Origin of the sequence: Dietzia sp. Alg238-R159 (genome assembly GCF_900537145.1) — a bacterium.
Taxonomy (GTDB): domain Bacteria; phylum Actinomycetota; class Actinomycetes; order Mycobacteriales; family Mycobacteriaceae; genus Dietzia; species Dietzia kunjamensis.
In genome coordinates this window covers 357,143-381,139 of sequence record NZ_UNRI01000001.1, presented here as the reverse complement: position 1 = coordinate 381,139, position 23,997 = coordinate 357,143, and the positions used below count along the sequence as shown (strand labels likewise).

General features: G+C 72.0%; 20 protein-coding genes and 1 tRNA gene. 15 read left to right on the top strand and 6 right to left on the bottom strand.

What is annotated here, in order from left to right:
- Positions 1–45: 45 nt before the first annotated feature.
- Positions 46–119, top strand: a tRNA-Pro gene (locus tag G6R20_RS01730).
- A gap of 160 nt (positions 120–279) precedes the next feature.
- A complete protein-coding gene (locus G6R20_RS01725) occupies positions 280–2,373 on the top strand; it encodes an acyl-CoA dehydrogenase (RefSeq protein ID WP_096906158.1) in 2,094 nt (697 codons plus the stop codon).
- Positions 2,374–2,484: 111 nt separating this feature from the next.
- Here G6R20_RS01725 and G6R20_RS01720 read toward each other — a convergent pair whose 3' ends face one another.
- Complete coding sequence (locus G6R20_RS01720; RefSeq protein ID WP_163375415.1) at positions 2,485–3,942, bottom strand: hypothetical protein; 1,458 nt, start codon at positions 3,940–3,942, stop codon at positions 2,485–2,487.
- Between the two features lie 137 nt (positions 3,943–4,079).
- On the opposite strand from G6R20_RS01720, the gene mbhE reads away from it, so the two are divergent.
- The 9 genes from mbhE to G6R20_RS01675 all read left to right on the top strand — a co-directional run bounded on the left by mbhE (position 4,080) and on the right by G6R20_RS01675 (position 13,769).
- The gene (gene mbhE / locus G6R20_RS01715) at positions 4,080–7,154 is read left to right on the top strand and encodes a hydrogen gas-evolving membrane-bound hydrogenase subunit E (RefSeq protein ID WP_163375414.1); all 3,075 of its coding nucleotides are present in this window, start codon (positions 4,080–4,082) and stop codon (positions 7,152–7,154) included.
- Complete coding sequence (locus G6R20_RS01710; protein WP_067716236.1) at positions 7,151–7,483, top strand: cation:proton antiporter subunit C; 333 nt, start codon at positions 7,151–7,153, stop codon at positions 7,481–7,483. Before mbhE ends, G6R20_RS01710 begins: the two co-directional genes overlap by 4 nt.
- Entirely contained in the window at positions 7,480–9,072 is a 1,593-nt protein-coding gene (locus G6R20_RS01705) for a proton-conducting transporter membrane subunit (RefSeq protein WP_069390352.1), read from the top strand. Before G6R20_RS01710 ends, G6R20_RS01705 begins: the two co-directional genes overlap by 4 nt.
- Positions 9,069–9,401 carry a Na+/H+ antiporter subunit E gene (locus tag G6R20_RS01700; RefSeq protein WP_163375413.1) on the top strand — a complete coding sequence of 111 codons (333 nt, stop codon included), beginning with the start codon at positions 9,069–9,071 and terminating at the stop codon, positions 9,399–9,401. The genes G6R20_RS01705 and G6R20_RS01700 overlap by 4 nt, the downstream gene beginning before the upstream one ends.
- On the top strand, positions 9,398–9,670 hold the full coding sequence (locus G6R20_RS01695) for a monovalent cation/H+ antiporter complex subunit F (RefSeq protein ID WP_067716228.1): 273 nt from the start codon (positions 9,398–9,400) through the stop codon (positions 9,668–9,670). The genes G6R20_RS01700 and G6R20_RS01695 overlap by 4 nt, the downstream gene beginning before the upstream one ends.
- A gap of 5 nt (positions 9,671–9,675) precedes the next feature.
- Complete coding sequence (locus G6R20_RS01690; protein ID WP_067716225.1) at positions 9,676–10,032, top strand: monovalent cation/H(+) antiporter subunit G; 357 nt, start codon at positions 9,676–9,678, stop codon at positions 10,030–10,032.
- Positions 10,029–11,414 carry a magnesium transporter gene (mgtE, locus tag G6R20_RS01685; RefSeq protein WP_163375412.1) on the top strand — a complete coding sequence of 462 codons (1,386 nt, stop codon included), beginning with the start codon at positions 10,029–10,031 and terminating at the stop codon, positions 11,412–11,414. The genes G6R20_RS01690 and mgtE overlap by 4 nt, the downstream gene beginning before the upstream one ends.
- A 170-nt stretch (positions 11,415–11,584) precedes the next feature.
- Positions 11,585–12,715 carry a TIGR03857 family LLM class F420-dependent oxidoreductase gene (locus tag G6R20_RS01680; protein ID WP_163375411.1) on the top strand — a complete coding sequence of 377 codons (1,131 nt, stop codon included), beginning with the start codon at positions 11,585–11,587 and terminating at the stop codon, positions 12,713–12,715.
- On the top strand, positions 12,708–13,769 hold the full coding sequence (locus G6R20_RS01675; RefSeq protein ID WP_069390347.1) for a phosphotransferase: 1,062 nt from the start codon (positions 12,708–12,710) through the stop codon (positions 13,767–13,769). Before G6R20_RS01680 ends, G6R20_RS01675 begins: the two co-directional genes overlap by 8 nt.
- Positions 13,770–13,887: 118 nt before the next feature.
- Here G6R20_RS01675 and G6R20_RS01670 read toward each other — a convergent pair whose 3' ends face one another.
- On the bottom strand, positions 13,888–15,414 hold the full coding sequence (locus G6R20_RS01670; protein ID WP_082923904.1) for a catalase: 1,527 nt from the start codon (positions 15,412–15,414) through the stop codon (positions 13,888–13,890).
- 69 nt (positions 15,415–15,483) lie between these two features.
- Positions 15,484–15,924 carry a Fur family transcriptional regulator gene (locus tag G6R20_RS01665; protein ID WP_069390346.1) on the bottom strand — a complete coding sequence of 147 codons (441 nt, stop codon included), beginning with the start codon at positions 15,922–15,924 and terminating at the stop codon, positions 15,484–15,486.
- Positions 15,925–16,149: 225 nt separating this feature from the next.
- Between G6R20_RS01665 and G6R20_RS01660 the strand changes: the two genes are divergently transcribed.
- A complete protein-coding gene (locus G6R20_RS01660) occupies positions 16,150–17,004 on the top strand; it encodes a universal stress protein (RefSeq protein ID WP_067716215.1) in 855 nt (284 codons plus the stop codon).
- Positions 17,005–17,231: 227 nt separating this feature from the next.
- Here G6R20_RS01660 and G6R20_RS01655 read toward each other — a convergent pair whose 3' ends face one another.
- Positions 17,232–18,890 (bottom strand): hypothetical protein, encoded by a 1,659-nt coding sequence (locus G6R20_RS01655; RefSeq protein WP_240341227.1) that lies wholly within the window; start codon positions 18,888–18,890, stop codon positions 17,232–17,234.
- Positions 18,891–19,004: 114 nt separating this feature from the next.
- Between G6R20_RS01655 and G6R20_RS01650 the strand changes: the two genes are divergently transcribed.
- Positions 19,005–19,925, top strand: coding sequence for a class E sortase (locus G6R20_RS01650; protein WP_163375410.1), 921 nt, complete (start codon positions 19,005–19,007; stop codon positions 19,923–19,925).
- A 4-nt stretch (positions 19,926–19,929) separates the two neighbouring features.
- On the top strand, positions 19,930–20,082 hold the full coding sequence (locus G6R20_RS18440) for a hypothetical protein (protein ID WP_172812140.1): 153 nt from the start codon (positions 19,930–19,932) through the stop codon (positions 20,080–20,082).
- A gap of 57 nt (positions 20,083–20,139) precedes the next feature.
- Here G6R20_RS18440 and G6R20_RS01645 read toward each other — a convergent pair whose 3' ends face one another.
- The gene (locus tag G6R20_RS01645) at positions 20,140–20,931 is read right to left on the bottom strand and encodes a SurA N-terminal domain-containing protein (protein ID WP_240341226.1); all 792 of its coding nucleotides are present in this window, start codon (positions 20,929–20,931) and stop codon (positions 20,140–20,142) included.
- 149 nt (positions 20,932–21,080) lie between these two features.
- Complete coding sequence (locus tag G6R20_RS01640; RefSeq protein ID WP_163375409.1) at positions 21,081–22,220, bottom strand: hypothetical protein; 1,140 nt, start codon at positions 22,218–22,220, stop codon at positions 21,081–21,083.
- Positions 22,221–22,326: 106 nt separating this feature from the next.
- Between G6R20_RS01640 and G6R20_RS01635 the strand changes: the two genes are divergently transcribed.
- Positions 22,327–23,976, top strand: a complete 1,650-nt coding sequence (locus G6R20_RS01635) for an MFS transporter (protein ID WP_067716266.1) — start codon at positions 22,327–22,329, stop codon at positions 23,974–23,976.
- Positions 23,977–23,997 lie beyond the last annotated feature (21 nt).

Genomic DNA, 23,997 nt, shown 5'->3' with positions numbered 1-23,997 from the left:
TCGCGATTCCGGCGGCGGGGCGCTAGAGTATCCCTCGTTGTCGACCGGGGTGTGGCGCAGCTTGGTAGCGCGCTTCGTTCGGGACGAAGAGGCCGTGGGTTCAAATCCCGCCACCCCGACAATGCGAGGGCCCGGATCACGTCGGTGATCCGGGCCCTCGGTCTTTTCGTGCCCTCGGCCAGTTCGTGCCGTGCCCTCGGGTTCCCCCTGCCGTGGTGCCGCCGACGTGGGGCCGCTCTTCCGGTGCACAGCGGCGCGGACTCTCCGTAGAGTCGTGTCATGACCTCCGAGACCGACGTCCAGAACGCCGCCGCCGCAGGGGACAGTGCACCCGGGACCGGCCCGGCCGTGCACCCGAACTACGGCCGCATCACCACCACCGGGGCGGGGGACGCGGTCCTCGCGGCCTCGCTGCAGAAGGTCCTCGACGGGACCTGGGCCGATGCCCGCGAGTTCACGCGCGAGGCCATGACCCCGGACATGCTCAACCCGATCGGGCTGGGCATGGAGGAGCATCGCGACCATGTACTGGCGCAGCTCCAGCGCCTGGCCGACTCCGGGATGCCCAAGCTGGGGTTCCGCGAGGAGGACGGTGGGACCGGTGTCACCGGCGGGGCGTTGACGTCCTTTGAGATGCTCGGCCACCTCGACCTGTCCCTCATGGTCAAGGCCGGCGTCCAGTGGGGCCTGTTCGGCGGCGCGATCGCCAACCTCGGCGACTCCGAGACCCGTAAGAAGTACCTGCCGGACGTCATGTCCCTGGACCTGCTCGGCTGCTTCGCCATGACCGAGGTCGGCGGCGGCTCGGACGTGCAGAACCTGGAGACGACGGCGACGTTCGATCGTGAGACCGGCGAGTTCGTCGTCAACACCCCCACGCCCAGCGCGGAGAAGGCCTACATCGGCAACGCCGCCCGCGACGGCCGGATGGCCGCCGTGTTCGCCCAGCTGATCACGACCGCGGACGACGGCGGGGAACTCCGCCACGGTGTCCACTGCCTGCTCGTGCCGATCCGCGACGAGGCCGGTAACGACCTGCCGGGGGTGCGCACCTCCGACCACGGCCCCAAGGGCGGCCTCGCGGGCGTGGACAACGGCAAGATCTGGTTCGACGACGTGCGGGTCCCGCGGGAGGCGCTGCTCGACCGCTTCGGCGCCGTCGACGCCGACGGGGAGTACTCCTCCCCCATCGATTCGGTGGGCGCCCGATTCTTCACCATGCTCGGCACGCTCATCCGCGGTCGGGTGTCGGTGGGAGCGGCGGCGGGCGCGTCCGCGCGCACCGCGCTGGCGCTGGCCGTGCGGTACTCGCTGGTCCGCCGGCAGTTCGACCACCCGGAGACCGGCAAGGGCATCCCGCTGCTGGAGTACCGCGAGCACCAGCGTCGGCTCATGCCACGGGTCGCCCGCGCGTACGCGTTCGCGTGCGCCCAGAACGCCATCATCCTCGAACTGGACGAGTTCGAGAAGAACCCGGAGGCCTTCGACGAGGTCCGTCGCCGCGAGATGGAGACCCACGCCGCGGGCATCAAGGCCTCGGTCACCGCGTTCGCCAACGACACGATCATCGAGGCCCGCCTGGCCTGCGGCGGCGCCGGCTACATGGCGGAGAACCTGCTCACGGAGATGCGCAAGGACTGCGACGTCTTCTCGACCTTCGAGGGCGACAACGTGGTGCTCACCCAGTTGGTGGGCAAGGAGCTCCTGAGCTCCTACGCCGCGGACTTCGGCGACATGGACCAGCGCGAGACCGTCGCGTTCGCGCTGAGCACGGCCGTCGACGTGGTGCAGGAGAAGGCCCGCGCCTCCACCCTGTGGCAGAAGCTCGTCGACGCCGTGACGGACCGCGAGCACACCGACCTGCTCGATCGCGGCAACCAGCTCCAGCTCCTCGTCGACCGCGAGGAGCACCTGCTGGAGACGGTCGCGCGCCGGCTGCGTAAGGCGCAGGGCCAGGACGGTTCGGCGGCGTTCAAGGTCTTCAACTCGGCGCAGGATCATCTCCTGCAGGCCGGTCGCGCCCACATGGACAGCTGGGTGTTCGCCCGCTTCGCCGAGGCCGTGGAGGCCTGCGAGGACCCGGAGGCCAGGGAGGTCCTCGGGATGTTGTGCGACCTGTACGTGCTCGACATCGTGGACGGCGACAAGGGCTGGTTCCTCGAGCACAACCGTCTGACGACCGAGCGGACGAAGGCGGCCACCGCGGCCCGCAACCGTCTCTGCACCAAGTTGGCCGGCCGGGCGCGCACGCTGGTCGACGCCTTCGCGATCCCCGAGTTCGTCTTCAGCGTCCCCATGCTCACCGACGGCGGCGTGGACGCGATCACCGACGAGCCCTCCGACGAACACGAGGTCGTCGGCCTGGCCGACTGACCTCGCGCGACCCCTTCATCCCGAAGAGCGTTCCGCACACGTTTCCCGAGAGGGAGGCGTGCGGAACGCTCTTCTCGTCGGCGCGGGAGCGGGTCCGCCTCGGCGCGACGTCTACCGGCGGGCGCGGGGCCGCCCGGCGACGATCACCGCCAGAAGCGAGAACACCGCGACCGCCAGCAGGACCGCCGCGCCGGTCCAGGCGACGGAGGCGGGCCCGGACAGGAGCACGGCGTCGAGCGCCGCGGTGGCCTGCCCGGTCGTGGTCGCCGAGGTGACGGTGACGATCGCCGAGGGCGCACCGCCGGCGACCCACACCCACCACGCCGCGCCGGCCGACGCGGCGGCGAGGATCACCGCCGTGATCCGACCGGGCCACGGGCCGAGCACCGCGACGAGGGCGCGCCACAGGGCGGAGGAGGCGACGACGACGAGGGCGACGAGAGCCACGGCGGCAGTAGCCCCGCCCGCGGTGGGGCCGTCGGCGGTGGCCAGCGCCCACGCGGACAGGCTCGCGGTGAGCAGGGTCAGCGCGAGAACCGACTCGGCGATCGACGAGCCGGGCCGGCGGACGAGCTGGACGAGCAGTGCTCCGAGCATCGCTGCGGCGGCGACGCCGAGGATCCCGGCGGAGGTGCGGCGCTCGGAGTCGTCGGCGGCCGCGGCGGCCTCCAGCCCGGCGTCGCCCTGCTCGACGGCCAGGGCCCGCCCGGTCTTGCCGATGGACTCCTGGGTGCGGCCGGCGGAGTCGGCGACGCTGGCCGCACCGTCGCGGAGCGTGTCGGCTCCCGTGGCGAGCTCGCCCGCGCCGCCGGCGAGTTCGCGGGCGCCACGGGTGGCGGAGTAGACGCCGTCGCGCAGCTCGGCGCCCGGGGCGGAGAGTTGGCGGGCGAGTTCCGCCGCGCCGGAGTCGAGCTGGTCGAGGTTGCTCAGCGTGTTCTGGTCGAGGCCCTGGGTGGCCAGCTGGTCGCGGAGCCCGGTCAGGGCGTTGCGCGCCTGGACGACCTCCGGGGCGTCGCCCTGCAGCCGCGACAGGGCGTCCTCGATCGCGGTGGAGACCTGCCCCTGGATCACGGCGACCCCGCGGACCGCACCCACGACCTGACGGACGCCGCCCGCGACCTCCTCGGCCCCGGATCCGGCCTGCCCCATCCCCGCCTGCAACTGCTCCATGCCCGTGGCCAGCTCCGCGGAGCCGTCGCGCAGCTGCCCGGCGCCGTCGGCGAGTTCGGTCGTCCCGGAGCGCAACTGCTCCGCTCCGGCGACCGTGAACGACGAGTTGGCCGACGCCTCCGCCAGCGCCGAACGCAGGGGCCCGCCGGCGCCGGGGGCGGCGTCCTCCTGCTGGGGGGTCGGCCCGACCACCGCCCACAGTGCGGCCAGGACGAGGGGCAGGACGATCAGCGCCAGGCCCAGCAGCCGCCGCGCGGGTCCCCCGCGGGCGGCGCCGACCTCGTGGCCCGGGGCGTCCGGCGCGTCCGGGGGGTCTGATCGAGGGGAGGTGCCGGGGTCGGTGACGGGCAGGATGTCGGTGTGCGGCGAGGTCTCAGAGGGGGCGTCCGAGGAGGTCATGGCCGGATCGTAGCCCCCTGGAACCGGTGTTCCCGCAGGTCACTCGGCATGCCCCCGCATCGGTGTCCGTGGCTGTTGATAAACTTCCGTGGAAACCTTCGCACCCCTCGTTACCCGCTGCCGCGCAGGAAGGAGCCATGAGCCCCGTCCTCGCGATCGCTGCTGCAGGTCTGGCCACCCTGCTCGCGTGGCCGCTCACACGGTGGTTGGGCCGGGGCGCGGGATGGCCGCTCGCGGCGCTCTACCTACTGGGGGCGTTCGCGCTGCTGGGGCCGCTCTCGCTGGCCCTGTCGGGGAGGCCCACCGAGGTCGTACGCATCCCCTGGGTGCCCGCCCGCGACTGGACCCTGGACCTGTTCGCGGACCCCACGGGCCTGCTCTTCGCGATGCTCGCGTTGGTGATCGGCGCGATCGTGTTGATCTATTCGTCGTCGTATCTCTCCGGCGGCGGTGACCACGGGCACGGGCGTCGGCACGCCCGCGGGCGGCGCCCACAGCACTACGGCTTCTACCAGCTCATGACCCTGTTCACGGTCTCCATGCTGGGGCTCGTCCTCACGGACTCGATGGTGCTGCTCTACGTGTGCTGGGAGCTCACGTCCCTGGCGTCGTTCGCGTTGATCGCCAACTCGGGCCGCCCTGCCTACGCCGCCGCGCTGCGCACCCTCACGGTGACCGTCGTCGGTGGCCTCGTGCTGCTGGGCGCGCTCGTGGCCATGTGGTTGCGCACCGACACCACCTCCATCTCGGAGGCCCTCGCGCACGACGTGTGGTCCACCGACCCCGGCTTCACCGCAGCGATCGCGGTCGCCGTGGCGGTGGCCGCGTTCACCAAGTCCGCCCAGTTCCCGTTCCACTTCTGGCTGCCGGACGCGATGGCGGCGGCGACCCCGGTGAGCGCGTACCTGCACGCCGCGGCCGTGGTCAAGGCCGGGATCTTCCTGTTCATGCGGTTCTCCCCGGCCTTCCACGACGTGCCGGTGTGGAACGCACTGCTCGTGTCCGTGGGCATGGGAACCGCCGTGATGGCGGCCGTGTTCGCCCTGCAGAAGACCGACCTCAAGCAGCTCATGGCCTATTCCACCGTGAGCCAGCTGGGGTGGATCACCGCGGCGATCGGCGTGGGGACGCAGGAGGCGCTCGCCGCCGCCGCACTGCACACCGTCGCCCACGCCCTGTTCAAGTCCGGACTGTTCATGCTGGTCGGCGTGGTCGACCACGAGGCGGGGGCCCGCGACATCCGCGACCTCGGCCCGCTGTGGCGCCGCATGCCGTGGACGTTCGGCGCCACCGTGCTCGGCGCGGGCGCCATGGCCGCCGTGCCGCCCACCCTGGGCTTCGTGTCCAAGGAGTCCATGCTCATCGCGTTCGGCGACGTCGCCGGCGGGAACACGGTGGCGGTGACCGCCCTGCTGACCGCCGCCGTGATCGGGGCGATCCTCACCTTCCTCTACTGCGCCCGGATCGTGCTGGGCGGCTTCCTCGGCGTCTACCGCGACCCGGCCCGGCCGGCGGCCGACCCCGGCCGGGTCCACGAGGCACCGGTCCGGCTCTGGCTGCCCGCGGCCCTGCCCGCCGCGATCGGGTTGCCGCTGGCGCTCGTGGTCTGGGTCTTCGACGTGCCGATGTCCGCGGTCGCCGAGGCCGCGGCCGGGCCGTTCGGCTGGCCCCCGAACGAGCCGGGCACCGCCGTCGTCTACGGCACCGCTCCCGCCGGGACGATCGACGACCTGACCTACGAGGCCCACTTCGTCCTGTGGCACGGGCTGACCCTCGAGGTCGGGCTCACCGCCCTGATCCTCGTCGTCGGTGCCCTGCTGGCCTGGAAGCGCACGCCGATCGACCGCGCACTCGACCGGGAGCTGCTCCCCTTCACGGGCGCCTCCGTCCTCGAGGGCCTGACGTCGGCGGCGACGCGCGCCGGCCGCGCGCTGGTCCGTCCCACCGCGTCGGACTCCCCCGCCCGGCACGCCGGCGCCCTGCTGGCGGTACTGAGCGTCTACGCGGTCGGGATCGGCGGATGGGCCCTGGCGACGGGCAGTTCGATCCCCCCGCGCGTCGGCGGGCTCGAGAACGCGATCGACGTCGTGTTGCTCCTCGTGGTCGCGGTGGGCGTGCTGGGACTGTGCGTCACGCGCTCGCGCCTGTCGGCCGCGGTGCTGCTGTCGGCCGTCGGGATCGCCGTGACCATCCAGATCTTCGGCCTCGGCGCGCCCGACGTCGGACTGACCCAGCTGCTGGTCGAGGCGCTCACGATCATCGTGTTCGTGCTCGTCCTGAGGCGGTTGCCCCGCGACTTCATCACCGCCTCCCGCCCGAGGAACACCGCCGCCATCGTGCTGGCCGTCCTCACCGGCATCACAACCACCATCGGTGTGCTGGTCTTCACCGGGCGCCGGGAACGCTCCCCGATCGGCGTGTACCTGCTGGAGAACGGCCCCGAGATCACCGGCGGGAGCAACATCGTCAACACGATCCTCGTGGAGTTCCGCGCTCTCGACACCTTCGGCGAGGTGGCCGTGCTCGGCGTGGCCGGCATCGCGATCCTCGGCGTCCTCGGCTCGGTCCGGGCCACCGCCCAGACCATGGATCCCGAGTCCGTCCGCGAGACCCTGCCCGGTTCCGCGAAGAGCACCGGCACGGCCGCGGAGGCGTTGGAGGACGCCGCCCGCAACACCGTGCCGTTGAAGCTGCTCGCACGGGGCGTGACGCCGGTCCTCGCCGTGGTCTCCGTGATGCTGCTGTGGCGTGGCCACAACGAGCCCGGCGGCGGTTTCATCGCCGCCCTGGTCGCGGCGTGCGCATTCGCGCTGGTCTACCTGGCCCGCGAGTCGGATCGCCCCGTGAGCCGACCCTCCACCCCGGTCGCGCTCATCGGCGGGGGGCTGGTGGTCGCCGGACTCACCGGGATCGGCGGCTACGCGCTCGGGCAGTTCCTCCAGCCCGCCAACGGGTACTTCCTGGGCCAGCGCCTCTCCAGTGCCCTCATCTTCGACCTCGGGGTCTACGCCGGCGTCCTCGGACTGGTCATGACCGCGTTCAACACGCTCGGCGCGGGCCGCGCCCCCGCAGAGGTCGTCTCCGGCCCCGACGCGCCGGACACCGGCCGCCGGAAGTCAGGCCCGCGGAAAACCAGTGGTGGGGCCGGTACCGGCGTAACCGGGGGCACCCCGGGGACTCGTCGCGGAACCGACGAGGAGGTCGCCCGGTGACCATCGCGATCATGATCGGCGTCCTCACCGCGGGCGGCGTCTACCTGATGATGCAGCGCGGCATGGTCCGTGTCGTGTTCGGTCTCGCGCTCATCAGCCACGCGGTCAACCTCACGTTGCTCAGCGCTGGCGTGGCGGCCTGGCGGGCCGAGCCACTCGCCGACGTCAACGCAGTCGACGTGTCCGCCGACCCGCTCCCCCAGGCGTTCGTCCTCACCGCGATCGTCATCACGCTCGCGGTGACCGTGTTCATGCTCTCGCTCGCGGTGGTGAGCCGCGACGACGACACCCACAACGTCCCGCCCACCGGTGAGGAGTACGCGTCGTGACCGCCCTGCTCCTGCCCCTGCTGGCAGCCATTCCCGTGATGGCGGCCGCCGTGACGGCGATCCTGCCGTCCCGGCAGGCCGGCCGTCTCGTGGCGCTGGCGGTCCCGGCGGCCACCGCGGTCGCCGGGGTCGTGCTCCTCGTACTGCACCGGTCCGAACCGGTGATCGCCGCCTCGGTGGGCGGCTTCGTGCCGGGCGTCGCGATCCCCTTCGTCTCCGACTCGTTCGCCGCGCTCATGCTGGTCACCACCGGTGTGGTGGCGTTGATGTCCCTGGTGTTCTGTGACCAGACCGGGGAGTTCGGCCGGAGCCGCTACTTCGCCCCGCTGGCCCTGCTGCTGCTCGCCGGCGCCAACGGCGCCCTGCTCACCGGCGACCTGTTCAACCTCTTCGTCTTCGTCGAGGTCATGCTGCTGCCCTCGTACGCCCTCATCGCCATGACCGGTACGTGGCGCCGCCTCGGCGTGGGCCGGTTGTTCGTCGTGATCAACCTCCTCACCTCCACGCTGCTGCTCGCGGGCGTCGGCTTCGTGTACGGCACCGCCGGAAGCGTCAACCTCGCCGTGCTCGCGGGAGCGGCACAGGAGGACGGCCGGGTCGCCGCCGCCCTGGGTGTGGTGCTCATGGCCCTGTGCATCAAGGCCGGCGCCGTACCCGTCCACGGGTGGCTGCCCCGCGCCTACCCCGGCACCTCCGCCGGGGTCATGGCGCTGTTCTCCGCGCTGCACACCAAGGTGGCTCTCTACGCGGTCATCCGGATCTGGGCCACCGCCTTCGACCTCGATCCGGCATGGGGCCGCGTCCTGTTGGTCGTGGCGCTGGTGACCGCGCTGTGGGGTGCCGTCGCCTCGGCGTCCCCCGTCGGCGCCCGCGAGATCCTCGCCTGGCAGATGGTCTCCGGGGTCGGCGTCATCCTCGCCGCGCTGGCGGTCGCGCAGGCCCCCGGCGGTGCGATCGTCTACATGATCCACCACATGGTCACCATCGGGGCGCTCGTGATGCTGATCGGTGCCGCCGAGCACGTCTACCGCAGCGGACAGCTGGGTGGGCTGTCGGGCCTCTGGTACCGCGAACGTCCGCTGGGGGTGCTGCTGGTGCTCGCCATCGCGGCCCTCGTCGGACTGCCGCCCACCTCGGGGCTGACCGGCAAACTCGAGGTCGTGACCGCCGCCCTGGGGACGGGTGGCGCATGGGGAGTCGCCACCGTCGTCGTCGTCCTGGTCTCCTCCCTCATCGGGCTCGTGGCCATGCTCCGGTTGTGGCGCGGCATCATGTGGGGCGGACCCGCGCCCCGTCCCGGCGATGACGACGGTGACAGCGACGAGCGCCAGCAGTGGGTTGACGAGCACGGCGACGACGATGACGACGACGACAACGACGTTCGCCCGTCTCCGCGCGTGCCGGCGCGCCTGCTCGTGCCCGGGGGCGTACTCGCGGCCCTGTCGGTGGCCATCTTCCTGGGGTACGGGGCGATCGCCCCGGAGGTGGACCGGGCGGTGGCCGGCCTCGTCGACACCGACGCGTACGTCTCGGCCGTGCTCGACGGCCCCGATGCGATGACAGACTCGACGATCGGGGGACGCTCGTGATCCGCCGGGTACTCCGCGCCCCGGTCGTCCTGGGGTGGTTGCTGTGGAACGTCGTGCTGTCGTCGGTGGCCCTGGCCAAGGAGGCCGTCACCCCCGGACCGATCGGCACCCCGGTGCTGGTGCGCTACCCCATGCGCTGCCGCACCGACGTGGAGATCACGGCCCTGGCCTGGGCGATCACCGTCACACCGGGAACACTGGTGACGGTCATCGGTGACGACGAGATGTGGGTCCACGTGGTGCTCGGCGGGCCCCGGGAGGAGATGATCGAGTTGCTCGGTCAGACCGAGGACCGGGTGCTGTCCGTTCTGCGAGGTGATGACCGATGAGCCCGCTGTTGACGGTGCTACTGGCCGTGTCGACCGTGATCGTCGTCGCGAGCATGGTGGTGGCGGCGGTCCGCGCGGTACGCGGACCGGGCGATGCCAACCGTGCCGTCATGGCTGATCTGAGTTACTTCTGCGCGGTGGCACTGTTCGTGCTGTTCGTGATCCGTCAGGGATCTGCGGTGGCACTGGACGTGGTGATGCTCGGATCGCTCATCGGTGTGCTCTCGACCGTCGCCCTCGCGCGGTTGCTCTCCCGAGGACAGCGGTGACGGGGATGGAGGGCTCGATGATCGCGGACCTGGTGATCGGTGTACTGGCGCTGCTCGGGTCGCTGTGCTTCCTGGTGGCCGCTGTGACGATGTCCCGGGCCGGCGACGCGCTGACCCGGATCAACATCCTGTCCGTGGCGACCGGCCTGGGGATGATGCTGTTCATCTTCTCGGCCTACGGGCACGAGCTGAGATCCGGGTTCTCCTGGGCGCAGCTGCTCATGGCGTTGGTGGCCCTGGGAGCGACGGTGGTGGTGACGACGGTCGCCTCCATGACGCTCGCCCGCGCCGCCTACCGGGCAGACGGCAGACTCGACCCGTTGACCGCGTATGACGACATCGCCGAGGAGACCGGGACATGACCGGGCCGGGTGACGCGCGCGACGGCCGGGACCAGACCCTGCGTGATCCGGCCGACGCCGCCCGACGGATCGATTCCCTGATCGACAGCGGTGACCTGCGCACGGCCTCCGACATGGTCGAGGAGATGCCGCCCTGGCTGATCGTCGACGTCCTCGAGCGCAGCGGCGCCAAGGACCGGGCCGTGCTGTTCCGGTTGCTGTCCAAGAGCACCGCGCTGGTGGTCTTCGAGGCCCTCGACCCGCCGCTGCAGTCCGAGCTGATCCGCGCCCTGCACACGGACCGCGTCAGCCAGATCTTCACCGACCTCGACCCCGACGACCGGGCCGGGCTGATCGACGAACTCCCGGCGCGCGTGGCCACCCGGCTCATGCGGGAACTCGACCACGACGAGCAGGCCCTCACCGCAGCGGTGCTCGACTACCCGGTCGGCTCGGTCGGTCGGCGGATGAGCCCGGAGTTCATCTCCACCCACCCCGACGTCACCGCCGGCGAGACCCTCGACCGTGTGCGCCAGCGGATCGACGAGGCCGAGACGATCTACGGCATCCCGGTGACCGACGACCAGCGTCGCCTGGTGGGGATCGTGGGCCTGCGCGCGATCATGCGCGCCGAGCCGGGGACACCGGTCCGCGACCTGATGAACGACGCGATCACCGCGCGGGCACGCGAATCCGCCGAGACCGCCGCGCGAAGGTCAGCGGAGGAGCGCCTCATCGTGATGCCGGTCGTCGACGACGAGGGCCGGCTGGTCGGGATCCTCACGTTCGACGACGCCCTGCGGATCCTCGAGGACGCCGAGACCGAGGACACCGCGCGCGCCGGTGGTGCGGAACCGCTGCGCGCGCCCTACCTCGCGACCCCGGTGCGATCGCTGGTGCGGTCGCGCGTGGTGTGGCTGCTGGTCCTCGCCCTCGGCGCCGCGCTCACCGTCCAGGTGCTCGAGGTGTTCGAGGGGACGATCGAGCAGGTGGTGGCACTGTCACTGTTCGTGCCGCTCATCATCGGCACCGGCGGCAACACCGGAAACCAGGCGGCCACCACGGTGACCCGCGCGCTCGCGCTGGGGGACGTGCGTCCCCGGGATGGGCTGCGCGTACTGGCCCAGGAGGTGCGGACGGGGTTCACGCTGGGTCTGGTCCTCGGCGGGGTCGGGGCGCTGGCCGCGGGACTGATCTACGGCACCGATCTGGGACTCGTGATCGGGTTGACGCTGCTGGTGTTGTGCACCGTCGCGGCGACCGTGGGCGGTCTGATGCCGCTCCTCGCGCAGGCCGTCCGCGCCGACCCGGCCGTCTTCTCCAACCCGTTCATCACGACGTTCGTCGACGCCACCGGGTTGATCGTCTACTTCCTCATCGCGCGGGCGGTCCTGGGCCTGTAGGCGGAACTCCCCGGCGCGCTGCGGTGCGCTGCGCTGCGTCGCCGACCCGCGACACCGTAGGGCGACCGAGCCGGCGGAGCGAGGGAACCGCCGCTGCCGGACACCACGTGGCGCTAGGGTGACACATGTCACATCCGGCCCGTCCGGAGTCCCTCGCCCCGAAGGTGCCCATGGCCGACGAAGCCGCCGCCCGACCGCCTGCCGCTCCCCCCGCCCTCATGCCCGAGCTCGCCTGCTACGGGCTGGCCGGACACAGCGCCTCCCCGGCGGATCTCATCGCCGAGGCCGCGCGGGCCGAGGAACTGGGCCTGGGATCGATCCTGCTGTCCGAGAGGTTCGCACTCAAGGACGCCGCGGTGATGGCGGGCGCGGCGGTCGCGGCGACCACCCGGATCGGAGTGGGCACCGCCGCGACCAACCACAACACCCGCCACCCGCTGGTCACCGCGACCATGGCGACGACCCTGCACCGGATGTCCGGCGGACGCTACGCCTTCGGCCTGGGCCGGGGCATCCCCCTGCTCTTCGACATCATGGGTCTACCGCACGTGACGTCGGCGCAGCTCGAGGACGCGATCGGCATCTACCGCACGCTGTGGGGCGGTGAGGCCGTCATCGGTCACGACGGCCCGGCCGGCAGCTACCCGTACCTGATGCAGGACGCGTCGTTCGACGAGGACATCCCGGTGCTGATGATGGCGATGGGCGACAACCAGCTGCGGCTGGCTGGGCGGATCGCCGACGGCGTCGTGCTCCACACCTTCATGTCGGATGCGGCGGTGCAGCGCTGCGTCCGCCTGGTCCGGGAGTCCGCGGAGCAGGCCGGCCGCGACCCCGCGGGCGTGCGGATCTGGTCGGTGATGGCGACCATCGAGCACTCGCTGGACGAGACGGCGCGGTTGCGCAAGCTCGTCGGGCGACTGGCCACCTACCTCACCGGCTACGGCGAGGTCCTGGTGCGGGTGAACGGGTGGGACCCGGCGGGGCTCGAGGCGTTCCGCTCGGACGAGCGACTGTCCTCCCATTCCGGCGCGCTCGACGCCACCGACGATCTCGACCTCCTGCGCCACGCCCGCGAGGTCCTGCCCGACGAGTGGCTCGCCACGGCCGCCGTCGGCAGCGCCGCGCAGTGCGCCGACCGGATCGAGGGTCAGCTCGCGCTCGGCGCCGACTCGGTGGTCCTGCACGGTGCCACTCCCGACGAGCTCGCCCCGGTGCTCACCGAGTGGCGCGGGCGCCGGGACCCCGACCGCTTCGCCCACCTCGAGCCCAATCCCGGAAGGATCTCCCGTCATGACTAGTGTCGCGTCGAACCCGCAGGTGGTCTGTACGCCGGAGGAGGTCACCGCGCCGTGGCTGTCGCAGGCCCTGGGCACCGAGGTCCGGTCGGTGCGGACGGAGCTGGTCGGCACCGGTCAGATCGGATGCGGCCTGCTCGCCCACGTCGACGGCGACGGGCTCCCGCCGACGCTGTTCGTGAAACTGCCGAACCCCGACGAGGGCATGCGGCCGCTGTTGCACGGCGTGTACCGGACCGAGGTGCTGTTCTATCGTGACCTCGCGCCGACCGTGGCCGTGCGGGTCCCGCGGGTCCGGTTCGCCGCACTCGGCGAGCGGGAGGGCGAGTTCACGCTCATCCTCGACGACGTCACCCCGCTCGTCCAGGGCGACCAGCTCGCCGGGCTGACGATCGACCAGGCCCGCGACTGCGCCGTCAACCTCGCGGGACTCCACGGCCCGCGCTGGTGCGACCCCACGCTCCGGAGCATCGAGGGCCTCGCGGCGCCGACGGTCGAGGACAACGTCACTCTCCAGGAGCTCGGCGGGCCGGCGCTGGAGGCGTTCCTCTCCGAACTCGGGGGAAGACTCGACGACGACGAGCGCCGCATCATGGCGGAGATCGCCCCGCTGATCGCCCGGTGGGCCAACGGGCGGGCCGAGCGGTTCGCGCTCCTGCACGCCGACTACCGGGCCGACAACATGCTGGTGGACCCGGCCGGGAACCGTCCCTCGCTGGCCTGCGACTGGCAGACGCTCGCGGTGGGCCTGCCCGGGCGTGACCTGGGCGGATTCCTCGGTTCGAGCCTCACCGTGGACGACCGGCGGGCCGCCGAGCGCGACATCGTGGCGGACTACCACCGGGCCCTGCTGGGTCACGGTGTCACCGACTACTCCGCCGACGCCTGTTGGGACGACTACGTCTACGGCCTGCTGCAGACGCCGGTGCTGGGGATCTTCGGCTGGATGTACGGCACCCGGACGGATCGGGGTGACGAGATGTTCGCCCTGCTGATGCGGCGGGCGTGCCGCGCCATCGCGGATCACGACGCGCTGGCGGTGGCCCGGGCCGGCTGACCGACGACGACACAACGAAATCCGCTACCCCGCCCCCGGATTCGCTAGTCCAATCGGAGTAGCGGATCCGTAGGGGGAGTAGCGGATGTCGGCCTGCTACTGGCCTGCTACCGGGGTGTCACTCCTGCAGCGTGTGGTTGCCGCGGGGGCTCGCCTCGACGCCCGCCTTGACGGCCTCGCAGAGGCCCTGGTCGACGGCGGCCCAGTAGGCATAGACGCGGTCGAGCAGCTCGGTCTCCGACGGGTCGATCGCCGAGACGTGACCGGCGATGTTGGCCGCCAGCCGCTCGCGGGCGGCGTCGTCGAGGACCTCGCGGTACAGGATTGAGGCCTGGACCGAGTCGGTGTCCTCGGCGTGCGGGCTCACGTCGCCGCGGTGGATGTCCGAGCCCTTGGTGTCCCAGGCGCCGATGTCGAACGCCTTGGACGCGTCGGCGGTCGGACCACCCAGCGAGTTGGGGTGGTACTCGGCCTGCGCGGGGTGCGGGTACTCGTACTGCATGGCGCCCTCCTTGGAGTAGGAGTTCACCGGAGACAGCGGACGGTTGACCGGCACCTGCTGGTAGTTGGCGCCGATGCGGTAGCGCTGGATGTCCGGGTAGGCGAAGACGCGGCCGAGCAGCATCTTGTCGGGCGAGAAGCCGATGCCCTTGACGATGTTGGTCGGCGCGAACGCGGCCTGCTCGATCTGCGCGTGGTGGTTCTGCGGGTTGCGGTTCAGCGTCATGGTGCCGACCTTGCGCAGCGGGTAGTCCTTCTGCGACCACGTCTTGGTGAGGTCGAAGGGGTTGTACTTGTACCCGTCCGCCTCGTCGACCGGCATGACCTGGACGTGAAGGTCCCAGGACGGGAAGTCACCGTTCTTGATGGACTCGAACAGGTCCTGACGGTGGTAGTCAGCGTTCTCGCCGGCCAACTTGTCGGCCTCGGCCTGCGTGAGGAAGTCGATGCCCTGGTTGGTCTTGAAGTGGAACTTGACCCAGTGGCGGACGCCGGCGGCGTTGATGAACTGGTAGGTGTGCGAGCCGAACCCGTCCATGTGGCGCCAGGTCTTGGGGATGCCGCGGTCGCCCATGAGCCAGGTCACCTGGTGGGTGGACTCGGGGCTCAGGGTCCAGAAGTCCCACTGCATGGCGTGGTTGCGCAGGCCGGAGGCGTTCTTGCGGCGCTGCGAGTGGATGAAGTCCGGGAACTTCATCGCATCGCGGATGAAGAAGATCGGCGTGTTGTTGCCGACCATGTCGTAGTTGCCCTCTTCGGTGTAGAACTTCAGGGCGAAGCCACGCGGGTCGCGCCAGGTGTCCGGGCTGCCCTTCTCACCGGCGACGGTGGAGAAGCGGGCGAGCATCGGGGTCTTGACGCCCTTCTGGAACAGGCCGGCACAGGTGATGTCCGAGATGTCCTCGGTGGTCTCGAACTCGCCGAACGCGCCCGAGCCCTTGGCGTGGGGCAGGCGCTCCGGGACGTTCTCCCGGTTGAAGTGGGCGAGCTTCTCGATGAGGTGGAAGTCGTGGATCGGCTGCGGACCCTGCGGGCCGACCTGGGCGCTGAACTCGTCGTGCGGGACGGGCTGGCCACTGTCGGTGGTGGTGTGGGAGTTCGGCTGGAAGTCGCGCACGCCGCGGTCTGCGGGATGAATGGTCACGTCAGTTGCTCCTCGAGATGGGGTGTGGAGTAGAAGGTGCGGAGTAGTGGTGTGGTCCAGGCCTCAGTATCAGACACGCGAGGCCTGCCCTGCCCGGCATTCGGGGCAAGTTCCCCAGTAGTTGACCTCTGCTTCATCGATCTCGAAGCCGTGGTCCCGGTCGGCGGTGAGGCAGGGGGCGTGTCCGACCGCGCATTCGACGTCCTCGATGCGCCCACACTTCCGGCACACGAGGTGGTGGTGGTTGTCCCCCGTCCGACGCTCGTACAGCGCCGGGGAGCCGGCGGGTTCGATGCGGCGCATGAGGCCGACGTCGGTGCACACGCGCAGCGCGTCGTAGACGGTCTGCGTGGACACCGCGCCCAGCCGTTCCCTGACGAGAGTCGCGACGTCCTCCGCCGCGATGTGGGGACGACCGGCGACGACGGCGAGGACCGCCAGCCGCGGCGAGGTGACCCTCAACCCGGCGTCGCGGAGCGCTGCCCCCTGGTCCTCGGTTGCTGTCGTCATGGGCATCACCCTAGCCCACTTTCTGGAACAGGTCCAGAAAAAGACGGGTTCTGATCTAGGAATCCCTCCGGCCGACCCGGCACGCCTCCGGGGTCCGCGAAGCACGGGCGACCGTCGACGGGCTGCGACTAGGCTGGATCCTGCACCAGGACCCCCGACCCCGGATCGCCGTCACCGCACCGCGGCGGCCCTGACGCCGTGCCCCCGAACCTCCAGGAGGAACCCATGTCGGAGACCACCACCGGACCGGTCGTGTGCGGGTACGACGGTTCGCGTGACGCCCGCAGAGCCGTGGCCTGGGCGGCCGCCTGGGCCCGCGACCACGGCACGTCACTCGAGGTGATCTCCGCCGACCGGGCGGTGGGCCGCGTCGTGGCGTTCGACGAGACCGCCCGCGCGAACGTCGAGGGCGCGATGCGCGACCAGCTCGCCGACCTCACCGCCGACGTGCCGACCACCCACCGGGTGATCGCGGACAGTCCCGTCAGCGCGCTGGTCGGGGTCGGCCGCGACGCCTCGGCGATCGTCGTGGGCAGCCGCGGCCTCACCGCGCGCGAGGACTTCGCGATGGGGTCGACCTCCGCCGGCGTCGTCGAGCACGCGACCTGCCCGGTCCTCGTCATCACCCCGCGGACGCCCGAGAGCCCCACCGGGGGCCCGGTCGTCCTGGCCGCCGACGGTTCGGCGGCGAGTGACCCCGCCGTGGCGTTCGCGTTCGCCGAGGCCGAGCGCCGGGGTGTCACCCTGCGCGCCGTGCACTCGGTGGAGGTGCCCAGATTGCCGGGCACGTCACTGTTCGACCTCGATCAGCTGGCCGAGAGCGTGCTCGCCGAGGACGAGAAGGACATCCTCGACTCCCTCGCCCCGCACGAGGCCCGCCACCCGGAGGTCAGCGTCGAGCTCATCCTCGTCGTCGGCGAGCCCGCCGTCACGGTCGCTGACGAGGCCACGGGGGCGTCACTGCTGGTCACCGGCTCGCGTGGCCACGGCGGATTCGCCGGATTGCTGCTCGGGTCGGTCAGCCGCCGCCTGCTCCAGACAGCGCCGTGCGCGGTCGCGGTCGTCCGCCCCGCCGACTGACCCCCGCCGCCTGACCCACCCACCGCCTGCCCCCACCCGCCGACAAGAGGATTTCGCGTGTATCGCCCGAGAGCGGCCGCGCGTTTTCCTCTTGTCGGCGGCAGGGTCGGCTTGTCGGCGGCAGGGTCGGCTTGTCGGCGGGTGCGCGGGTGCGCGGGTGCGCGGCTCCGCGGGTGCGSGGGKGGGSGGGTGGGCGGGCGTGCGTTGCAGCGGTCGCGCGATCGGCGTCAGGCGGGGCCGATGCGGAGCATGCGCGTGAGGGTGGGTTGCCACATCACGCCGGGCGCGTCGCCGCGGGAGGCGATGGTGCCGGTGAGCTCCATCGGTTCGTCCAGCGGGGCGTGGCCGAGGAAGCTGCGGGCCACCTCGCGGCCGGTCTCCACATCGGTCGAGGTCACGTCGACGGGCCCGAACTTCTGCGCCAGACCCTGATCGAGCGCCGAGGCGAGCCCCGGGTCGGTCGCGGAGCCGGGCGCGGACAACACTCGGGGCGGGCCGTAGGCCAGCGCGTGGATCTGCCCGTCGCCGGTGGTGAGCTTCGGCAGCGACGCCGTCCGGGACAGCGAGGTCCACGCGCGCGAGCACGCGTCGTCTCCGGCGCCGACGCCGACGCCGTCCGGTCCCCCGGCCCCGTCGGATCGCACGTCGATTCGGGTCATCCCGCCCGTGTACGGCGCCGACGGGGGCACCGCGGGACCGTCGACGGCGAACGGCGGGTATTCGAACCCGTACGTGTTGACCAGCACCAGCGCGTTTCCGGTCGCGATGATCGAGTTCTCGGTGGCCGAGGGCCCGTCGATGAGGACCCCGTCGGTGGCGGCCGAGTCGGGCCGCAAGGTCGTGGCGAACGCGGGCATCCGGCACAGCTGCGACCCGTCGTCGCGGCGCAGGACGATCAGCTCGGGGTGCTCGGCGTCGTCGGTGATAGCCACGAGCGAGTCGCCGGGCCCGAAGTAGGTGGGCGTGGTCCCCGACCCGTGGGCGAGCAGGCCCGGTTTCCGCGCCTGCCCCACCTCGTAGCCGCGCCGCCAGCGCACGCTCGGCGTCCCGTCCTCGGAGCTGTCGATCTCGTAGAGGGCGCGGGTGGTGATCACCGATGCGCCGCCGGGCCGGACCGTCAGCCCGTTGGAGATCTTCTCCCCTGCCGGCAGGGCGAGACTGCGGAGCTCGTCGTCGTCGCCCCCGGGCCGCACGGTCCCCACCACCCCGCCGGAGGTGGCGAACCACACCCGCCCGTCGAAGGCGGGCATGAGGCCGGTGACCGCGTCACCGGCCGGGACGGCCCGGGAGAGATCGGCCAGGACGTCGACCGTCATGCGCCACGGGCCGGCGTCCGTGCGCTCGTGCCCGACGGCCAACAGCCTGCGGTTGCCGTCCGCGACCACCACCCGGTCCTGCTCGTCGAGGTATCCGTAGACCCCGCCGAGCAGCGCCCCCTTGGCCAACTGCACCTCCGCCAGGACTGCCGCGGTGTCGGGGTGGAACAACTTGACCGTCGGCGCGAGCGGGGTGGGCGGGGCGAGTCCGACGTACGAGGTGCACAGGGCGACCGGGAGGCCGTCGGTGCCGACGAAGACGGTCGAGCAGGTGGCTCCGGTGAGTGCTGACGCGACTGCCGGGTTCGTGCCGGGACCGCGGCCGGGCAGGGTGTCGGTCGAGGCCGCGTCACCGTGGACCGTGGCCGTGCCCGCGGGGCCGAGCCCGGGCGGGGAGGCCGCCTGCGGCGCGGCGACGGCGGGCGCCGACGGTGCTTGCGCGGTGGCAGACGCGGGCAGCAGGACCGCGCCGGTGCCGAGGCCGACGACCAACGCCGCAGCCGAGACCGCCCGGGCGGCCGAGACCCTCCGGGCAACCCGGACCGTCGCCGCCGGGGGCTTCCGTCTCATCGAGCGCATGGGGTTGATTCCATCACCGCCGGGGCCGCGGTGTCCCCGGATCCCGTCGTGAGACCATTCCAGCGTGGCGCCGAGGCACGGGCATGCACCGGGGTGGTCGAGCAGATGAGCCGACCCCCCGCCCCGTCGCGCACACCGGCCCGCAGCGCAGCCGGCGACTCCCGCCGCGCGCCCAGCGAGCCCCGCCGGGCACCCGCCGAGCCCCGCCGCGCACCGGGCGTCGGCCAGATCCTCGGCGAACTGCTGCTCACCGTGGGTGCGGTCCTCCTGCTGTACGTGTTCTACGAGGCGTTCTGGACGAACCTCGCCTCCGGGCGACTGCAAGCTGAGGCCGCCGCCGGGCTCGAGGAGAAGTGGGGCGACGGTCCCGGCCCCGGCGCGAGCGGCCCCGGCGCAGCCGGTCGGCCCGCCCGCGACCCGGTCCCGCCGCCCGTGCCGACGCTCGGCGACCCCTTCGCCCGGATCCACCTGCCGACGCTCGGCCCAGACGCGGTCTACGCGGTGGTGGAGGGGACGCGCGCCGAGGACCTGCGCACCGGGCCGGGCCACTACCCCGGAACCCAGCTGCCCGGCGAGCCGGGCAACGCCGCGCTCGCGGGCCACCGCAACGGCTCCGGCGCCGTCTTCGAGCACCTCGACCGGCTGGACTCGTGCGATGCGATCGTCATCGAGACCGAGACACAGTGGCAGACCTACCGGCTCCTGCCGGTGGAGCCCGGCGGCGCGGATCGGCTCGCAGCCGCGCGCGAGTGCCTCACCCCGCAGCAGGCCGACCGCGTCGCCGTCGGCGACTACGCCCACGTCCCGGGCCGGCACATCACGACCCCCGACGCGGTCGAGGTGATCGCCCCGGTCCCCGGCGTGGCGGGCGCGCCCGCGGACGACGCGACCGAGGCCCCCGAGCGCCTGCTCACCCTGACCACCTGCCACCCGATGTACAGCAACGCCGAGCGGCTCATCGTGCACGCCGCCCTCGTGGAGACCACCGCGAAGACCGACGGCCGCCCGGCCGCCCTGGAGGAATGAGCCGATGTACGCCTACCTGTGGCGATCCCTGCCCGGCCCGCGGCCGGTCAAGGTCGCGCTCGTCCTCATCCTGCTGACGGCCGTGTTCCTGCTGCTCATGGAGGTCGTGTTCCCGTGGGTGGCGCAGCAGCTGCCGCACACCGACGTCACCGTATAGACAGAACCGCCGCGCAGTCGCCGTGACCGTGGCGGCGACGTCACCGCGGCGGGCCCCCTAGATGTGGACGGTCACGTCCGCATCCGCGCGGAGCTTCTGCGACAGCTCCTCCATCGCGCCGGCCTCCTTCTCGGCCCGCACCTGCTCCTCGACCTGGCCGCGGACCTGCTCCAGCGGCGGCAGCCCGCCACCGCCGGCCGCGCCGCCGCCGGACATCGCCTGCTGCTGCGCGACCTGCTCGTAGGCGGCCTGCACCTCGGCGTCGGTCGCCTCGAACTCCCCGTACTCGTCGATGATCAGCTTCTGGACGCGCAACTGCTTGTCGATCTGGTCCAGCACGGCGTCGCGGTCCAGGCCCTGCCCGCCCATCGCCTCGACGAACTCGTCGGTGCTGACCTGGTTGCGCTCGGCGAACACGGCCAACTCGGCCTGGATCTCCTCATCGGAAACCTCGATCCCCCGAGTGCCGGCCTCCTGCGTGAGCAGTTCGGTGCCGATCAACCCGTCGGTGGTCAGCTCCTTGAGCTGGGCCTCGTCGACGGGCTGGCCGGACATCTGGGCCTGCATGCTCATCTGCTGGTACTGGTTCTCGAACACCGACAGGAACTCGTCGCGTGAGATCTCGGTGCCGTTCACCTCGGCCACCGGGTCGGGGATGTCGGAGGTGTCGGGCCCGTCCGCGGACTGCTCGCCCTCCTGCCCGGGCTCGGTCGCCTGTTCGGACTGTCCGGCCGCTGCCTGCGTCTCCGCGGCGCCGCCCTCGTCGTCGTCGCCCCCGGCGCCGCACCCCGCGACCACCAGTACGAGTCCTGCGGCGGCGACCGCCGACCTCCACGTTCGTGTGCGCACTCGATCTCCTGACGTTGACGTGTGCGTGAAGCCGCGACGCTACACATCCGAGTTGAGCGGGAGCTGTGCACGAGACGCCAGCGGGTGCGGGCAGCGCGCCGTCACGCGCCGCCCGCACCCACGTCGGCGTCGGGGGCCGGCGTCGGGGGTCAGAATCGGAGGATCGCGCCCTCCGCCACGTCCTTCGGCAGGGAGTCCACCACGACCACCGATCCGGACGTGGCCAGGACCTGACCGACCGCGGTGTCCAGATCGTCGGGGCCGTGCTCGGCGGTGCAGCGGCGACGGGTGAGCAGCAGCGTCTCGACGCGTCCCTCGCGGGCGGCGTGCAGGATGTCCGACCCGCCACCGGCCAGTGCGCGACCGGCGCCGATCGCGTCACCGAAGCGTTCCGCGACCGCGTCGGACTGCCGTTGCATCGCCGGCCGGACCACCGCCCACGCGCGCTCGTGCAATTCGGCGGGCGACAGGGCGTCCGGGTTGCCGGCGGCCACCTCGTCCACCAGGTGTTCGTAGTTCAGGTACCCGCGGAACTGCGGGAGATGCTCGGTCACCGCCGCCAGGACGACGGGCCGCCGATCGTTGGGGCGCAGCGCCTCCTGCAGTCCCTTCGCGATCTGCCGCAGGAACTTCTCCCGCTGCACGTCCCCGACCTCGGCGCCCGTGCCGTGACTGTGCACCATCCCCCCGCCGGCCCTGTTCGCCCCGGGGCCGGCGCCGGCGGCCCCGCTGAACCGCTGCTGCTGGTGCGAGGGCGGCTGGATATCGCCGGCCATGTCGTCGATCGAGGACGGGATCGAGCCCAGGTCGAGCTCGCGGATAGTCGAGGCGGTGCCCTCGAGCAGGCGGACCTTGTTCTGACTGCCGGCGAGGACCAGGAACTCGCCGTCACCGACCGCGGCCGGCACGATCGGCCGGACGGCGAACCGGTTGCTCACGTGGACCGCCTCGGCGACGTCCGTGGACAGGCGGTACGCGCGCCAGAACCCCTTCGACGCGAACAGCGCGAGACCGTCGGACAGGCGCTGCCAGTACGCGTCGTCCTCCAACAGGGCGACCAGCGGGCCGAGGATCTCGTCGGACTCCTCCTGGGCCACGCCGTGCGCCTTGAGTCGGGTCTCGGCGTCCTTGATGAGCGACTTGGCGCGGATGGGGTTCTCGCGGACCTCTGCCCCGGCCCGGGCCGTGGGCAGGAAGATCGACACGGCCCGGCCGCTGGCGGTGCCCAGCTCGGCGAGGTCGGTCAAGGGGATCGGATCGACTTCTGCGGTGCGGGTGACATCAGCCATGACCCGACGCTACTGACCGCAGCGGCGCACGGGTAGGTCGTGACAGGGTTGTTGCGCGCCCGTGACCTTCGGGCCCGGGGCGTCCGCCGTGGATACCATCGCGGAAGTGACCGATGCGCCCGTGACCCCCGCGACGACCCGGCCGGTCAGCACCGCCCGGGTCCTCACCACCCTGATGGTCCCGATGTTCATGGCGCTGCTCGCGCTGTCCGTGATCAACGTGGCGCTGCCGGTGATCGGCACCGCGCTGGACTCGGATTCGCAGGGCCTGCAATGGGTGGTGTCCGGGTACGCGCTCGCGTTCGGGCTACTGCTCGTGCCGTCGGGGCGGCTGGGCGACGCGACCGGGCGCAAGCGCCTGTTCCTGGCGGGCGTGGCGGTGTTCGTGGGCGGTGCGGTGGTCGCCGGGTTCGCCCAGTCGATCGAGATGCTCAACCTGGCGCGCCTCATCCAGGGTGTGGGCTCGGGGATGCTCAACCCGCAGACGTTCGGCCTCATCCAGAAGTACTTCAGCGGCGGGGCGCGGGCGCGCGCGTTCGCCACGCTGGCCACGACGGTCTCCGTCGCCACCGCCTCCGGGCCGCTCGTCGGCGGGGTGCTCATCGAGGTCCTCGGCGACGACCTCGGCTGGCGCGCGATGTTCCTGGTCAATGTGCCGCTCGGCGTGCTGGCGCTGGTGTTGGGGTGGCGCTGGTTGCCCGACGACCGCCGCCTCCCGCCCGGCGAGGCGGGGCCCGACGTGGGCGGGTCCGCCGCGCGCGCCGGCGCCATGGCGCGGCTCGCCGCGCAGGGTGACGGTGGAGCGCGGGGTGATGAGGCCGCACGTAGGGGTGAAGCGGCACGTGGGGGTGAGAGTGGATACGACGACGAGGCCAGCCGCGCATCCAGGATCGCGGCCGCCGTGAACGCAGGCCTGCCGAGGCCTCGGCACCGGGGCCGGCGGGATCGCCTGGACCTCGACCCGGTCGGCATCGTTCTGCTCGGCGTGGCCGTGCTGTCGCTGATGCTGCCGTTCCTGACCCGTGGCGGGAACCTCGCCTACTGGGCCCTGGTGCCGGTGGGGCTGGGCCTCATGGCCGCGTTCGTCTGGTGGGAGCGGCGGTACGAGCGGATCGGGCGGCCTCCGCTGGTCAACCCGGACATCTTCCGGGATCCCGCGTTCCGCAACGGCATGGTCATCGTGTCGATCTACTTCGTGGGCGGCACGAGCCTGTGGATCGTCATGCCGATGTACCTGCAGTTCCACCTGGGTTACGCGCCCATCGATTCCGCGTTCGTCAGCCTGCCCGCTTCTGTGCTCGCGGCCATCTCGGCACAGGTGGCGGGGCGGTTCGTGCTCCAGCTCGGGCGGCGGATGGTCATCGGCGGCTTCTGCCTGACGATCACCGCGCTGCTCACGTTCATCCTGCTCGCGGGCGTGGTGGACTCCGGGGCGGTGAGCTATCTGATTTTCATGGTTCCCGCCGCGATGATGGGCACCGCGCAGGGCATGACCATCTCCCCCAACCAGACGCTCACCCTGCGCGCGGTGGATCCCGAATACGGTGGGGTCGCCGGCAGCATCATCTCGCTGGGCCAGCGCATGGGTACCGCGGTGGGCACGGCGATGGTGCCGGGCGTGCTGTTCTGGATCGTCGAAGAACGGGACGACTGGCTGCTCGCGTTCCGGGTGGCGCTCGGCGTGATCGCGGTGTTGGCCGCGGGCGCGTTGGCGTTCAGCATCGTCGACCGCCGCCGCGAAGTGCGCTGCGGCTGACCGGCCTCGGCCCTCACCGCT

What these genes read in the sequence shown, in the direction of transcription:
- G6R20_RS01725 (WP_096906158.1), top strand. Translation starts at nt 280, where the DNA reads ATGACCTCCGAGACCGACGTCCAGAACGCCGCCGCCGCAGGGGACAGT.
- G6R20_RS01720 (WP_163375415.1), bottom strand. Translation starts at nt 3,942, where the DNA reads ATGACCTCCTCGGACGCCCCCTCTGAGACCTCGCCGCACACCGACATC.
- mbhE (WP_163375414.1), top strand. Translation starts at nt 4,080, where the DNA reads ATGAGCCCCGTCCTCGCGATCGCTGCTGCAGGTCTGGCCACCCTGCTC.
- G6R20_RS01695 (WP_067716228.1), top strand. Translation starts at nt 9,398, where the DNA reads ATGAGCCCGCTGTTGACGGTGCTACTGGCCGTGTCGACCGTGATCGTC.
- G6R20_RS01690 (WP_067716225.1), top strand. Translation starts at nt 9,676, where the DNA reads ATGGAGGGCTCGATGATCGCGGACCTGGTGATCGGTGTACTGGCGCTG.
- mgtE (WP_163375412.1), top strand. Translation starts at nt 10,029, where the DNA reads ATGACCGGGCCGGGTGACGCGCGCGACGGCCGGGACCAGACCCTGCGT.
- G6R20_RS01680 (WP_163375411.1), top strand. Translation starts at nt 11,585, where the DNA reads ATGGCCGACGAAGCCGCCGCCCGACCGCCTGCCGCTCCCCCCGCCCTC.
- G6R20_RS01675 (WP_069390347.1), top strand. Translation starts at nt 12,708, where the DNA reads ATGACTAGTGTCGCGTCGAACCCGCAGGTGGTCTGTACGCCGGAGGAG.
- G6R20_RS01665 (WP_069390346.1), bottom strand. Translation starts at nt 15,924, where the DNA reads ATGACGACAGCAACCGAGGACCAGGGGGCAGCGCTCCGCGACGCCGGG.
- G6R20_RS01660 (WP_067716215.1), top strand. Translation starts at nt 16,150, where the DNA reads ATGTCGGAGACCACCACCGGACCGGTCGTGTGCGGGTACGACGGTTCG.
- G6R20_RS01655 (WP_240341227.1), bottom strand. Translation starts at nt 18,890, where the DNA reads ATGAGACGGAAGCCCCCGGCGGCGACGGTCCGGGTTGCCCGGAGGGTC.
- G6R20_RS01650 (WP_163375410.1), top strand. Translation starts at nt 19,005, where the DNA reads ATGAGCCGACCCCCCGCCCCGTCGCGCACACCGGCCCGCAGCGCAGCC.
- G6R20_RS18440 (WP_172812140.1), top strand. Translation starts at nt 19,930, where the DNA reads ATGTACGCCTACCTGTGGCGATCCCTGCCCGGCCCGCGGCCGGTCAAG.
- G6R20_RS01640 (WP_163375409.1), bottom strand. Translation starts at nt 22,220, where the DNA reads ATGGCTGATGTCACCCGCACCGCAGAAGTCGATCCGATCCCCTTGACC.